Source organism: Nocardia sp. NPDC051929 (assembly GCF_044548645.1).
GTDB lineage: Bacteria > Actinomycetota > Actinomycetes > Mycobacteriales > Mycobacteriaceae > Nocardia > Nocardia sichangensis.
This window is the reverse complement of record NZ_JBIUCG010000031.1, coordinates 1-13,334: the sequence shown is the minus strand read 5'-3', so window position 1 is coordinate 13,334 and position 13,334 is coordinate 1. Positions and strand designations below refer to the sequence as shown.

Annotated in this window: 13 protein-coding genes; 10 read left to right on the top strand and 3 right to left on the bottom strand. The window is 67.8% G+C overall.

What is annotated here, in order from left to right; all coding sequences use genetic code 11:
- The first annotated feature begins 50 nt into the window (after positions 1–50).
- Positions 51–536, top strand: a complete 486-nt coding sequence (locus tag ACIHAX_RS33685; protein WP_364436447.1) for a carboxymuconolactone decarboxylase family protein — start codon at positions 51–53, stop codon at positions 534–536.
- 222 nt (positions 537–758) lie between these two features.
- Here ACIHAX_RS33685 and ACIHAX_RS33680 read toward each other — a convergent pair whose 3' ends face one another.
- Complete coding sequence (locus ACIHAX_RS33680) at positions 759–1,205, bottom strand: MarR family transcriptional regulator (protein WP_364436449.1); 447 nt, start codon at positions 1,203–1,205, stop codon at positions 759–761.
- Positions 1,206–1,256: 51 nt separating this feature from the next.
- Between ACIHAX_RS33680 and ACIHAX_RS33675 the strand changes: the two genes are divergently transcribed.
- Entirely contained in the window at positions 1,257–2,486 is a 1,230-nt protein-coding gene (locus tag ACIHAX_RS33675; RefSeq protein WP_364436452.1) for a multidrug effflux MFS transporter, read from the top strand.
- A gap of 39 nt (positions 2,487–2,525) precedes the next feature.
- Here the strand turns inward: ACIHAX_RS33675 and ACIHAX_RS33670 are convergent, their stop codons facing one another.
- The gene (locus ACIHAX_RS33670; protein ID WP_397281633.1) at positions 2,526–3,488 is read right to left on the bottom strand and encodes a cation diffusion facilitator family transporter; all 963 of its coding nucleotides are present in this window, start codon (positions 3,486–3,488) and stop codon (positions 2,526–2,528) included.
- Between the two features lie 69 nt (positions 3,489–3,557).
- Between ACIHAX_RS33670 and ACIHAX_RS33665 the strand changes: the two genes are divergently transcribed.
- From ACIHAX_RS33665 to ACIHAX_RS33655, 3 genes are all read left to right on the top strand, one after another.
- Positions 3,558–6,005, top strand: coding sequence for a molybdopterin oxidoreductase family protein (locus tag ACIHAX_RS33665; RefSeq protein WP_397281725.1), 2,448 nt, complete (start codon positions 3,558–3,560; stop codon positions 6,003–6,005).
- Complete coding sequence (locus ACIHAX_RS33660) at positions 6,002–6,481, top strand: hypothetical protein (protein WP_397281631.1); 480 nt, start codon at positions 6,002–6,004, stop codon at positions 6,479–6,481. Before ACIHAX_RS33665 ends, ACIHAX_RS33660 begins: the two co-directional genes overlap by 4 nt.
- Before the next feature lie 209 nt (positions 6,482–6,690).
- Complete coding sequence (locus tag ACIHAX_RS33655) at positions 6,691–8,175, top strand: cytosine permease (RefSeq protein WP_364436461.1); 1,485 nt, start codon at positions 6,691–6,693, stop codon at positions 8,173–8,175.
- 46 nt (positions 8,176–8,221) lie between these two features.
- On the opposite strand, the gene ACIHAX_RS33650 is transcribed toward ACIHAX_RS33655, so the two are convergent.
- On the bottom strand, positions 8,222–8,785 hold the full coding sequence (locus tag ACIHAX_RS33650) for a PadR family transcriptional regulator (RefSeq protein ID WP_355080075.1): 564 nt from the start codon (positions 8,783–8,785) through the stop codon (positions 8,222–8,224).
- Between the two features lie 122 nt (positions 8,786–8,907).
- Here ACIHAX_RS33650 and ACIHAX_RS33645 point away from each other — a divergent pair, with 122 nt between their 5' ends.
- The 5 genes from ACIHAX_RS33645 (at position 8,908) to ACIHAX_RS33625 (ending at position 13,243) form a co-directional block, all read left to right on the top strand.
- A complete protein-coding gene (locus tag ACIHAX_RS33645) occupies positions 8,908–9,324 on the top strand; it encodes a nuclear transport factor 2 family protein (RefSeq protein WP_355081647.1) in 417 nt (138 codons plus the stop codon).
- Positions 9,321–10,808, top strand: coding sequence for a phytoene desaturase family protein (locus ACIHAX_RS33640; protein WP_397281628.1), 1,488 nt, complete (start codon positions 9,321–9,323; stop codon positions 10,806–10,808). The genes ACIHAX_RS33645 and ACIHAX_RS33640 overlap by 4 nt, the downstream gene beginning before the upstream one ends.
- A gap of 14 nt (positions 10,809–10,822) precedes the next feature.
- On the top strand, positions 10,823–11,959 hold the full coding sequence (locus ACIHAX_RS33635) for a 2Fe-2S iron-sulfur cluster-binding protein (protein ID WP_355081626.1): 1,137 nt from the start codon (positions 10,823–10,825) through the stop codon (positions 11,957–11,959).
- Complete coding sequence (locus ACIHAX_RS33630; protein ID WP_397281625.1) at positions 11,956–12,765, top strand: SGNH/GDSL hydrolase family protein; 810 nt, start codon at positions 11,956–11,958, stop codon at positions 12,763–12,765. Before ACIHAX_RS33635 ends, ACIHAX_RS33630 begins: the two co-directional genes overlap by 4 nt.
- Positions 12,766–12,895: 130 nt before the next feature.
- Positions 12,896–13,243, top strand: a complete 348-nt coding sequence (locus ACIHAX_RS33625; RefSeq protein WP_397281623.1) for a DUF1330 domain-containing protein — start codon at positions 12,896–12,898, stop codon at positions 13,241–13,243.
- The last annotated feature ends 91 nt before the right edge of the window (positions 13,244–13,334 follow it).

Here is a 13,334-nt window from a genome sequence, read left to right as displayed (position 1 = left end):
TGGTGTTCGTTCAGTGCACAGCACACGACATCACGAGTGAGGACCACGTCATGGGACCCCGTATCAATCTCAACGACAGCGAGATCGGCGCCAAGATCGGCAAGCGGTTCGCGAACACCAGCCTGGCGATCCTGCAGTCGACGGTGCCGAAGGCCACGATGGAGCTGATGGAGCTGCGCGCAAGCCAGATCAACGGCTGCGGTTGGTGCACCGACGTGCACACCAAGGACCTGGCGGCCGCCGGTGAAGCCGCGGTCCGCATCAACCTGGTCGCCGCCTGGCGTGAGTCCAGCGTGTTCACCGAGGCCGAACGGGCCGCGCTGGCGCTGGCCGAGGAGGGTACCCGGCTCGCCGACGCCTACCGAGGCGTCTCCGACGAGACCTGGGCCGAGGTGCGCGAGCACTACGACGACGACCAGATCGCCGCGCTGGTCTACCTGGTCGCCATGATCAACGCTTCCAACCGGCTCGGCGTGATCACGCGCATGCCGGGAGGTTCCTATCAGCCCGGCATGTTCGACGCCATCACGAACTGATCGGCGGGTGCGATCCGAGCCTCCGGCAGGAGTCACCGGAGTGGCGGTCCCCATCCGGCCTCGCGCGTGGTGACCGCCACCGCGCTCGATCAGGGCCATGTCGAGATCTCATCGTTGCCAGGCGAATTCGCTACTCGGCCATGGTCCACGACGACGACCGATCGGCATCGCCGCTCACTTCGGACGGCGGGTCCGGCGCAGCGCTGATCGTTCGGCAGGTGGTCAGCCACGGTCGTGCAGGGCGTGCGCCAGGCTGCGCAGGGCGGGGACCGCGGCCAGCAATCTGCCGACCTCGGTCTCGTCGACGGTGGCCAGCGCGTCGAGAACCAGGCGGGTGCGCGCCGCGTCGATGCGAGCGGCATTCTCGATCGCCTTGCGGGTGGGCAGGATCCGGCTGCTGCGGCGGTCGGCGGGGTCGGTCTCGCGTTCGATCAGTCCCAGTTCGGTCAGGTGGCGCAGCACGGTGCTGACGTTGCTGGGTCGCATGCCGGTCACCACGGCCAGGTGCCCGGGAACGGTACCCGGCTCGTGCACGATCACCCGGAGTACTTCGGCCTGTGCCTGGGTGAGCGGCTCCATCCGGGTCAAGCGCTCGGCCGCGCGATGTACGGCGCGCGAGAGCTCTCGCAGTGCGGCGTCGAGCTCGCGCAGATCGGATTCACGGCCCATACCCTCCATGATAAATTACTTATGCATAAATAAGTATCTGGAGGTGTCGTCGTGCTGAAATCGACCGCATCGGGGGTCTCGGGACCGCTGCTGGTGGTGCTGGGGCTGCTGTCGGCGGTGGCGCCGTTCGCGACCGACATGTATCTGCCGTCGTTCACCGGGTTGGCCGCCGACCTGCACACCGGCGCGTCGAGCGTGCAACTGACACTGACGACCTTCCTGATCGGGTTGGCGCTGGGGCAGCTCGTCATCGGGCCGCTGTCCGACCGGTTCGGGCGGCGGCGGCCGCTGTTGCTGGCCACGGCGACCGCGACCGTCATGACGGTGCTGTGCGCGCTGGCGCCGAACATCTGGCTGCTGGTCGTGCTGCGCTTCGCACAAGGGTTTTCGGGCGCGGCCGGGATCGTGATCGGCCGCGCAGTGGCGGCCGACCGCGTGAGCGGCGCGGCGGCCGCGCGGATCTTCACGCTGTTCGCCAGCATCGGAGGCATCGCGCCGGTGGTCGCGCCCCTGCTGGGCGGTGCGCTGGTTCCGGTCGGCTGGCGCAGCGAGTTCTGGGTCCTGAGCGCGATCTTCCTGGCGATGTTCTGCGGCGCCCTGCTCGTGGTGCCGGAATCGCTGCCCGCCGACCACCGCCACGTCGGCGGGCTCGCCACCACCGGCCGCGTGGTGCGGACCCTGGTGGCCGATCGCGGCTACCTCGGGTACACCCTCGTGTTCGCGCTCGGCTTCGCCGGGTTGATGGGCTATATCTCGGCGTCCCCGTTCGTGATCGAGAACGTGCTCGGGCTGTCGACCGCCGAGTACACGGTGGTCTTCGCCGTCAACGCGCTGGGCATGATGGCCGTCGGCGTGCTCAGCTCGCGGCTGACCAAGCGTTTCCGCCCGCAGTCGATCCTGTCGGCCGGGCAGGGCGTGATCCTGGTCCTGTGCGTCGCGCTGCTGGTTCTGTTCGCCGCGGGCGCCTCGGCGGCGCTGATCCTGCCGGTGCTGTTCGTCCTGGTCAGCTCGTTCACGACGATTCTCGGCACGGCGAGCGCGCTGGCCGTCGGCCGGGCCCCGCATGCCGCGGGCAGCGCCTCGGCCTTGTTGGGCGCGCTCCAGTTCCTGCTCGGCGCCCTGGTGTCCCCGCTGGTCGGGCTCGGCGGCACCGCGACCGGAATCCCGATGGCGGTCACCATCGTGATCAGCGCCGTGCTCGCGCTCGCCGCCCGGCTACTCGTCCGTGGCTCGGGTCCGGTCATGGCGGTGCGACGCGAAACCGACACCGTCGCCGTATGATCCGCCGCTCCCAGAGGAGCGGGCGCGGCAGGTTCGGCTTCAGTCGTTCTCGGGAGCGGCGATCGTGAGGACCGCGTCGGCGATATGCGGGTTGCGTTCGAGTTCGCGCTCGAGCGCGCGCAGCGTGAGGGCGATGCTCGACTCGGCCGGGTCGCCGACCAGGTCGACGCTCGCGACGAGGAAGACCTGCCGAGGGCCGACGTATTCCAGGCGCACGAAGCGCACCGAGGCCACTTCGGGCATCTCCTCGATGCGGGCCGCCGCGGCGGCGCGGAGTTCGGGCGAGGCGGGCTCACCGGTCAGGAAGCGCCGGTTACGGTCGATGAGCACTACGGCGATCACCCCGAGCAGCACGCCGACGAGCACCGATCCGAGTGCGTCCCAGGCCGCCACGCCGGTGAGCTGGTGCAGCCCCATTCCCGCGAAGGCGATGACGATGCCGATCAGTGCGGCGCTGTCCTCCGCGAAAACCGCGCGCAAAGTCGGATCGGAGGTCTTCAGTACGTACTCGAGGATGTCTTGATCGAAGCTCTCCGCCTCGCCGCCGAGTTGCCGCGTGGCCTGTAGCCACGAGGTTCCCTCCAAGACGAAGGCGATTCCGAGCACGAGGTAGGCGATCGCGTAATCCTGTCCACCTCGACCTTCGTGCAGCAGTTCGGTGATCCCGTGCCACACCGACACCGCGGCGCCCGCGACGAACAGTCCCACCGCCGCCAGCAACGACCAGACATATGCCTCGCGTCCGTACCCGAGGGGTCGTTTCGCGTCCGCGGTGCGAGCGCTTCGACGGTTGGCTATGAGCAGGAAGATCTGGTTGCCGGTGTCCGCCCAGGAATGTGCGGCTTCGGCGACCATGGACGCCGAGCCGGACAGCGTCGCGGCGACCGTTTTGGCCACCGCCACCGCGACGTTCGCGCCGAAGGCGACGATCACCGTGCGAGTGCTCTCCCCACCGGCGGTGGGTGCGGATCTCTCGTCGTGGAAAGCGTTCGCTCGCTCCATCTACGCCAGTGTGGCACGACCCCGCCGACTCTGTTTGCCGCACCATGCGTGGGGTATGCGCGGGTCGTGATCAGGCACGACCGCATAGCCGAACCCTGGGGCCACCGGACGCCGTACGAACCGGGAAAGCCGTGGCCCGCCCGCGTGGACATGCATCTGGCGGACGGAGTCCGGGAGCAGGACGTCGACGAGTGGGTACAGTCGGCGTCGATCCTGCACAGCAACGGTGATGCGCTGGACATCGCCGTCAAGGACGGCGGCATCGTCGGGGTCCGTGGACGCGCGGGAGACCGGGTCAATCACGGTCGGCTCGGCCCGAAAGACCTGTTCGGATGGCAGGCGAACGCGTCACCCGACCGGCTGACCAGGCCGCTGATCCGTGTCGGCGGGCGCTTGGTCGAGACCGACTGGGACACGGCGATGAACCGCGTCGTCCAGCGCAGCAAGGAGCTGCTCGCCGAGCAGGGGCCCAGTGCGCTGGGTTTCTACACCAGCGGGCAGCTGTTCCTGGAGGAGTACTACACCCTCGGTGTGATCGCGCACGGGGCGATCGGCACCAACCATCTCGACGGCAACACGCGGTTGTGCACCGCCACCGCGGCCCAGGCACTCAAAGAGTCGTTCGCCAGTGACGGCCAGCCCGGCAGCTACACCGATGTCGACCACGCCGACGTCATCGCGTTGTTCGGACACAACGTCGCCGAAACCCAGACCGTCCTGTGGACGCGCATGCTCGACCGCCTGGCCGGAGCGCAACCCCCGGCGTTGCTGTGCGTCGATCCGCGCCCGACACCCGTAGCCAAGGCCGCGACCGTGCATCTGGCTCCGCTGCCGGGAACGAATGTCGCGCTGATGAACGGATTGCTGCGCGAGATCATCGAGCACGACTGGATCGACCGCGACTACATCGACGCCCACGCCGTCGGATTCGACGAATTGGCCTCGGCGGTGGCCGACTACACCCCGGAGCGGGTGGCCGAGATCTGCGGCGTCGCCGCCGCGGACGTGCGCAGGGCGGCCGAGTTGCTGGGCACCGCGCGACGACTGCTGTCGACCGTGTTGCAGGGCTTCTACCAATCCCACCAGGCGACGGCGGCTGCGGTGCAGGTCAACAACATTCACATCCTGCGCGGGATGCTCGGCAAGCCGGGGTGCGGGATATTGCAGATGAACGGCCAACCCACCGCCGAGAACACCCGGGAGTGCGGGGCGGACGGCGACTTGGCCGGTTTCCGCAATTGGGCCAACGACGAGCACGTCGCCGAATTGGCGAAGTTGTGGAATATCGAGACGCACCGGATTCCGCACTACGCGCCCCCGACGCACGCGATGCAGATCTTCCGCTACGCGGAGCAGGGCACGATTCGAATGCTGTGGATCAGCGCCACCAATCCGGCGGTGTCACTGCCGCAATTGGGTCGCATCCGGTCCATTCTCGCTCAGGAGAGACTGTTTCTGGTGGTGCAGGATCTGTTCCGCACCGAAACCGCCGAACTCGCCGACGTCGTCCTTCCCGCGGCGACCTGGGGCGAGAAGACCGGGACCTTCACCAATGCCGATCGGACCGTGCACATCTCCGACAAAGCGATCGACCCACCCGGTCAGGCGCGAGCGGACCTGGACATCTTCCTCGACTACGCCCGGCGCATGGACTTCCGGGACAAAGACGGCGACCCATTGCCGCCGTGGCGCGACCCGGAATCGGCGTTCGAGGCTTGGAAGAAGTGCAGTGCCGGGCGGCCTTGTGACTACACCGGGATCACCTACGAACGCCTGCGTGGCGGCAGCGGCATCCAATGGCCCTGCAACGACGAGCATCCCGACGGGGCCGAGCGACTGTATGAAAACGGCGAGTTCTTCGCTTCCCCGCAGTACTGCGAAAGCTACGGCAAGGACCTGGTCACGGGAACGCCGGTGGAACCGACCGAGTATCGCGCACTCAATCCCGATGGCAAGGCGATCATCAAGGCCGCCCGCTATGTGCCGCCGCACGAGCAGCCCGGCGACGACTATCCCTTCGCCCTGATCACCGGCCGCACCCTCTACCACTTCCACACTCGCACCAAGACGGCGCGTGCGCCGCAGTTGCAGGCGGCCGCCCCGCGGGTGTGGGTGGAACTGTCTACCGAGGACGCGACGAAACTCGGCGTGGCCGAAGGCGATATGGTGCGGATCTCCTCGCCACGCGGCGCGATCCGGGCACGGGCGCGAATCACCGGCATTCGCACCGGCGTGCTGTTCGTGCCGTTCCACTACGGCTACTGGGATGATCCCGCAGGTGCGCACGAGCACGAGCGGGCAGCCAACGAAATGACCATCACCGACTGGGATCCCGCCTCCAAACAGCCGATCTTCAAGACCGCCGCCGCCGAGCTCGAACGGCTCGCGGGCGCCGACGGGCATCCGGCGCCTGCCCCCACCGCCACCGCGTCCGCGCCGATCACGTCGGGGATCGCCGCCACCGTGGGCGGGACCGCGGCACTCGACGACGAACTGCTCGAGGTCCCGAACCGATGAAACTCCGCATCGCGCTGCGCGAATTGCACCGATCCGAGCGCAAACTCGCCCGGGAGTTGTCCGCGATCTCCGCACGCCACGTCACCGAACACGAAATCCGGCACGTGGCGTTGGACATTCGGCGCTGGTCCCTCGACCACATCGCCGACCTTGCCGACGCGAGCCGCCGATACGGGCTGAAGCTGCGCCCCGAGCCCCGCACCGACGCCCTCGGCGCGGCTCTGCAGGAACGTCTGAGCGCCCGGTTGGGCCGTCGGCCGGAACCGGCCCTGCTTCTGCTCGCCGATCTGCGCCGTCTGCACCGCGTCGCGGCGGGCGTGTCCCTCGACTGGGAACTGCTGGCCCAAGGAGCCCAAGCGGCACAGGACCTCGAATTGGTCGACCTCTGTCAGCGCTGCCACCCGCAAACGCTGCGGCAACTGCGCTGGGCGAACGGGATGCTGAAGACACTGTCGCCGCAGGCATTAGTGAGCTGACGACCGCACGGCCGCTCATCTGTCACCAGTCCACGGGAGCTTCCAACGCCGTGAAGCCACCGCGCTGCGGTTTTGGTTGTGCTATCAACTTTGGTTCCCCATCGGCGTTCTCGCACTTATAATGGGCCAACACATAACGGCACGTTATATAGGTGCACGGTGGTGAGACTGGGTCGGCGGTTCCTCCCACCTCGACGATGGGATTCGACATGGTCGGGAGTTCAGCAGAACCGTCGGACTGGTCCGTCGAGCGCAAGGGCGCCGAATGGGTCGCGGACGAGGAACGTCGAGGCAAGCCACGCGCCTTGTTCTGGCCGTGGGCGGGCACCAGCTGCAATGTGGTCCTGGTGTCGTTCGGTCCGTACGTCACCGCGCTCGGCCTGGACTGGCATGTGGCGGCGCTGGCCGCGGCGGTGGGCGCGGTGCTCTCCTTCCTGCTGCTCGGCTTGGTGTCGCTGGCCGGGCAGCAAGGGGGAGCGGCGACCATGGTGGCCGGCCGCGCCGCGTTCGGGTTCCACGGCAACAAGATTCCGGCACTGCTGAGCTACCTGGCGTTGGTCGGATGGGAGACCTTCTCGGCGGTGCTGGCGACCCTCGCGGCCCGCACGGTGGCACACCGGCTCGACCCGGATATGGACACCGCACCGCTCATGGTCGTCACTCTCGTCACTGTCATCGTGGTGACCACGGTGATCGGAATCTACGGCTGTCACGTGATCCTGCGGATCCAGAAGTGGTTCGCCCTCGCATTCACCGCGCTGTCGGTGGTCTATGTAGTGCTGACGCTGCCCAGGATCTCGTTCGCGACGCACGGACAGGTCAGCGTGGGCGCGTTCGTGGGCGGGGTGATGCTGGTCGCCAACACGCTGGGCTTGAGCTGGGTCAACTGCGCGGCCGACTACACCCGCTACCTGCCCCGCACCGCAGGCAAACGCGCGCTGGTCGGCTGGATCACGTTCGGTGGCACCGCTCCCGCCCTCGTTCTGATGGGACTCGGCACGGTGCTCGCGGCGGGGGATCCGGACATCGCGGCGACGGCGGCCACCGATCCGATCAGCGCGCTGTCGGCCCACTTGCCCACCTGGTTTCTGGTGCCCTACCTGATCCTGGCGCTGGTGGGCTTCGTGTCGGGCTCCATCATCGGCCTCTACTCCTCCGGGCTCGCGCTGCAGACGTTGGGCGTCCGGATATCCCGGCACTACACCGTTCTGATCGACGCGGCCCTGATCGCCGCTGCCGGCGGCTATGTGGCATTCGCGGCCCCCGGGTTCTTCGCTCCGTTCCAGGCGTTCCTGACCACCACCGGTGTGGTGATGGCCGCATGGACCGGAATCTTCGTGGTCGACCTGTGGCAGCGTCGCCGCGTCGGCTACGACCGGACGGCCCTGTACAGCCCGGTCGGCGGCTACGGCAAGGTGAACCGCGTCGGAGTCGGCTGTCTGATCGTCGCGACCATCGCCGGGCTCGGCTTGGTCACCTCGCCCGATCCGCATGTCGGCCCGCTGCTCGGCTACCTGTTCACGCCTGCCGCCCGCGCGGGTGGCCTGGGCAGCAGCAACCTAGGGGTATTCGTCGCGCTGGTCTCGGCGAGCGTGGGATACGCGGCGCTGCATCGGGTAAGTCCGCTCGCGCAGGCGAGCGCGACCGAGCGGGTCGAGGACCGCGAACCGGAACCGGATCGAGTCCCGGTGTAGAAAGAACGCCGTATCGACTGGTGGTGCGGGCTTTTCGCCGCGACGGTCACACGTGCGCGGCGATCCGCCGATCGATCACCGACAGCGTGAACTCTCCCCATCGGATGTTCTCCTGCTCGAAGGAGATTCCGCGCAGCAGTGTGAGATAGGGGCCGACCCGCTCGGCCTCGGCCAGGTACGCCTGCTCGCTGCGGCCGTCCAGCAACCGGGAACGCAGGCGTTCGTAGCGGGCCAGTTTCGACTTGGACCACTCCAGCTTGTCCGCTACCGCGGCACGCACGGCGGGGGCGTCCTCGACGTCCATGCCCTGCACCTTCACCATCATCTCGTCGCGGATGGCGGTGGGCTTGGCCGGCTTCTCGACGAATTCGTGGAGAGCCGCGCGCCCGGCGGGGGTGATGGCGTGCAGGCGCTTGTTGGGCCTGCGTTCCTGCTGCACGACCCGGGTCTCGATGAGGCCATCGGCCGCCATCCGCTCCAGCTCCTTGTACAGCTGCTGGGGCGTGGCCATCCAGAAGTTGGCCACCGAGGCGTCGAAGCTCTTGGCCAGGTCGTAGCCGGAAGCCTCGCCCTCCAGCAGGGCGGCCAGCACCGCGTTACGTAGCGCCATCGGCTCAGGCTACCACTCGAGAAGATTAATCAAATATCTGTCCTTCGAGCTATGGACAGGTCGACTCGACCTGGATACGGTTCAAGTCACCTATTAAATTTCTTGAGTATAGGAGGTGGGAGATGCACCCCTTCCGCGTAGCCGTGGAAGCTCGTGACGAGGCCGCTATCGAGGCGCTGCTGGCCGACAACGTGGTGTTCACCAGTCCGGTGGCATTCCAGCCGTACCCGGGCAAGGCGATCACCGCGGCCATCCTGCGCGCGGTGATCCGCGTGTTCGAAGATTTCCGCTATGTGCGCGAGATCGCCGATGCGGACGGTCGTGATCACGCGTTCGTGTTCGAGGCCACCGTCGACGGCAAGCGGCTGACCGGCTGCGACTTCCTGCACTTCGACGAGGACGGCAAGATCGACGACTTCATGGTCATGGTGCGTCCGCTCTCGGCGGCACAGGCCCTCGCGGCGCGTATGGGTGAGCAGTTCGAGCGGATCAAGGCCGAGGCCGCCGCGCAGCTCGAGCGGGAAGCCGCCGGAGCGTGAGCGACTACGACGCCATCGTCATCGGCGCGGGCAATGCCGGGCTGACCGCCGCCGCGACCCTCCAGCGCGCGGGCGCGCGAACCCTCCTGCTCGAGCGGCACAATATTCCCGGGGGCTGCGGAACATCCTTCCGCCGTGGACGTTTCGAGTTCGAGGTCGCGTTGCACCAGCTGTCCGGCGTTGGCATCGATGGTCAGCCGATGTCGTTGCGAGAAGGGCTGTTCCAGCAACTCGGCATCGCCGACAAGCTGGAGTTCGTGCAAGAACACGACCTCTATCGTGCCGTGATTCCCGGCCGGCTGGATCTCACCTTGCCCGCGGACTGGGACGGCGCGGTCGCCGCCATCGAGGCCGAGTTCCCCGGCAACCGCGACCGGGCCGCGAAATTCTTCGACCTGATCCGGCAGGTGAGCTTCTGGCAGATCGCCGCCATGCGGAGGATGCCGGTCGAGCAGATCGACCCGGTGCTGTTCGAGTACGGATTGCGGCCGTTGAAGGACGTGCTCGACGAGTTCTTCGATGACGACCGCATCAAGGTCGCGCTTGGCATGTACTGGACCTATCTCGGGCAGCCGCCGTCGAGACTGCGATTCCAGGATCTGGCGCTGACACTGTTCGCCTACTTCGAGTTCAAGCCCTGGCATGTGCGCGGTGGGTCGCAGGCGATGTCCACCGCCATCCTCGACGCCTTCCTCGCCGCGGGGGGCGAAGTGCGGTTCAACACCGGCGCCGAGGCCGTTCTCACCGAATCCGGCCGGGTTCTGGGTGTGCGGCTGGAAGACGGTTCGGAGGTCACCGCCGCCGACGTTGTCTCCAACGCGTCACTGCCGACCACCTACGGCATGCTCGAAGGCATCGACGTGCCCGCCGAGGTGCGCAACGATCTGGCCACCAGGCGAATCGGTGTCTCCGGCTTCGTGCTGCACATGGGTCTGGACGCGACTCCGGCCGAACTGGGTTTCACCACCAGCACGACGTTCGTCAACATGGACGCCGACGACGACCGCACCTACCGGGCGTGGAAATCGTTCGAGCCCGCGCGGGGCATCTGCGTCAGCTCCTACGATGTCGCGCCGATCGGATTCGCGCCCGCCGGCGCCACGCACGTCAGCCTGATGACGTTGCAGTACGCCGACATCTGGAAGAACATCGCCGCATCGGAGTACGCGCGCACCAAGTTCGCCTACGCCGAAACCCTGCTCGACCTGTGCGAAACCATCACCCCCGGCATCCGCGACGCCATCGAAGAGGTCGACGTCGCGACACCGTTGACCATGATGCGCTACCTGGGGCATCCGGGCGGCGCGATCTACGGCTACGACCAGGACGCCACCGAAGGCTGGCTGTTCCGCGACAGCGAACGCCGAACCCATGTTCCCGGACTCCATCTGGCCGGCTCCTGGGCCGGGATCGGCGGATTCCAGCCCACCCTGGAGGCCGGTGCGCGCGTCGCCCGCCGTCTCCTGCGCTCCAAAGCCGCCTGATCGGAGGACACTACGTGAAGCACCCACTCGCAGAACGGTTCGACGGGGCGGCGGAGATCCTCGCCGAGATCGATGCCCGCGTCCCCGATACGCGCGACTACTCCGCAGAAACACGCGCAACCATCGACGCCTACCACCCCAAGCGGCTGCGGTTGGTGGTCACCGCGATCATCGAGGAGACCGCCACCGCCAAGACCTTGCGACTCGAGCGCGCCGACCGGTTCGAGCTGCCGCCCTTCCTGGCGGGCCAGTACGTGAACGTCTTCATCGACGGCACCAGCCGCCCGTTCGCGATCTCCTCCAGCCCGTCCCGGCTGACCCACTACGACCTCACCGTCCGCCGTGTCCCCGGCGGACGCGTCAGCAACCTGCTCGTCGACACCGCCGAGATCGGGCAGGTGCTCACCACCACCGGCCCGATGGGCACCTTCCACCACAACCCGCTTTTTCACGGCAACGACGTGGTGTTTCTCGCGGGCGGTTCGGGCGTGGCTCCGGCCATGAGCATGATTCGTGAGATCGCCGATCTGGGTCTCGATCGCGCCTTCCACCTGATCTACGGCTCCCGCGACGCCTCCGACATCATCTTCGGCGCGGAACTGGACGAGATCGCCGCCACCCACCCCGGCATCGACGTGGACCATGTCATCGCCGAACCCGCCGCCGGCTGGACCGGAGCCACCGGCTTCCTCACCGCGGAAACCATCGACCGGCTGGTGGGCGAACTCGACGGCCGTATGGTCTACGTGTGCGGCCCGCAGGCGCTGTACCCCTACGCCCTCGGGCAGCTCACCGCGCTGGGCCACCCGCGCAAACGCATCCGTTTCGAGGCCAACGGCGCGCCCAGCGATCCCACCGCCCAATCGCACTGGCCCGCCGGTATCGATCCGGCGCAGGAGGTCACCGTCACCGTCGGCAACACCTCCTTCCGCACCCCGCGCAACCGTCCACTTCTGGACGCTCTGGAAGACAACGGTATTCGTCCCGAGGCCGCCTGCCGTTCCGGCGAATGCAGCCTGTGCCGGGTGCGGATTCTGAAGGGTGAGGTGCACAACGCCGAGGAGGCGAAACTCCGGCTCTCCGACGCTCGATTCGATTACACCCATTCGTGTGTGGCCTACCCGATCACCGATGTGGAGCTGGGCTTGTGACCTACCGAACCTATGTCGCGCTCGGTGACAGTCAGACCGAGGGCGTCGGCGACGGCGACGACCGGACCGGATTGCGCGGCCTGGCCGACCGGCTCGCCGAACGCCTCGCGCAGGCCGATCCCGGCCTGCTCTACGCCAATCTCGCGGTTCGGGGCAAACTCGCCCGGCAGATCCGCGCCGAGCAACTCGATGCCGCCCTGGCGCTGCGACCGGACCTCGCGACCGTGGTCGCCGGAGTCAACGACCTGCTGCGGCCGAATTTCGACGCCGACGAGGTCGCCGGACACTTGGACGCGATGTTCGCCGCCCTCACCGCCAACGGCGCGGTCGTGGCGACGTTGACCTTCCCCGACCTCGCGCGCATCACCCCGCTCGCGCGCCCGCTCGGCGGTCGCGTCACCGCGCTCAACCAGCGCATCCGCGCCTCGGCGGCACGGCACGGCGTCGTCCTCGCCGAAACCGCCCACCACGCCGCCGTCACCGATCCCCGCCTGTGGAGCACCGACCGGCTACACGCCAACTCGCTCGGACATCAGCGCATCGCCGACGCTCTCGCCCACGCCTTGGGTCTAGCCGGCGCCGACGAAAGCTGGGCCGCGCCCTTGACGCCGCCGCTGCCCGCCGACACCCGAATGGCGACGGTGAGGAGCGAAATACGTTGGGCCGCAACCTTCCTAGGTCCTTGGCTCGGTAGGCGGCTCACCGGACGCTCCTCCGGCGACGGACGTACCGCCAAACGCCCGCACCTCCTCCCGGTGCACGGCCGCACGGCGACCGCCGCGCCCACGGAACGGTTCCAGCCGTGACCACGGTGTCGGGGCGCTCTGTGCGGGCTCGTATTGCCGCTCGTCGGTTCCCCAGCACTCTCCCGCGAGACGAGCGCCGCTTACCCGGCAGGTAATCGACTGTGGTCGATCGCCATGCCACGATCACGCTATGACCGCTTACGCCATAGCTCACCTGCAGGACGCCGCCGCGCACCCGGAGATCGCGGACTACATGGAACGTCTTTCGTCGACCCTCGAGCCGTATGGCGGCCACTACCTCGTGCACGCGACACCGCACGAGGTGAAAGAAGGCAGCTGGCCCGGCGCCGTGGTGATGCTGGGCTTCCCCGGGATCGCCGAGGCGCGAGCGTGGTGGGACTCGCCCGCGTACCGGGAGATCGCACCGCTGCGCACGCGGCACATCGAGGGTGACCTCATCCTCGTCGAAGGTGTCCCCCCCGGCCACGCCCCGACCGCCGCCGTGAAAGCCATCCGGGAGGCCGTGTCCGCCGACTAGCTGTGATGTCCGGGGAGGTTGGTCAGTCGGGTGACCGGTGGGCGACCGCCGATGGCGGAGTGGGCTCGGTGGTGATTGTAGAAGTGGAGCC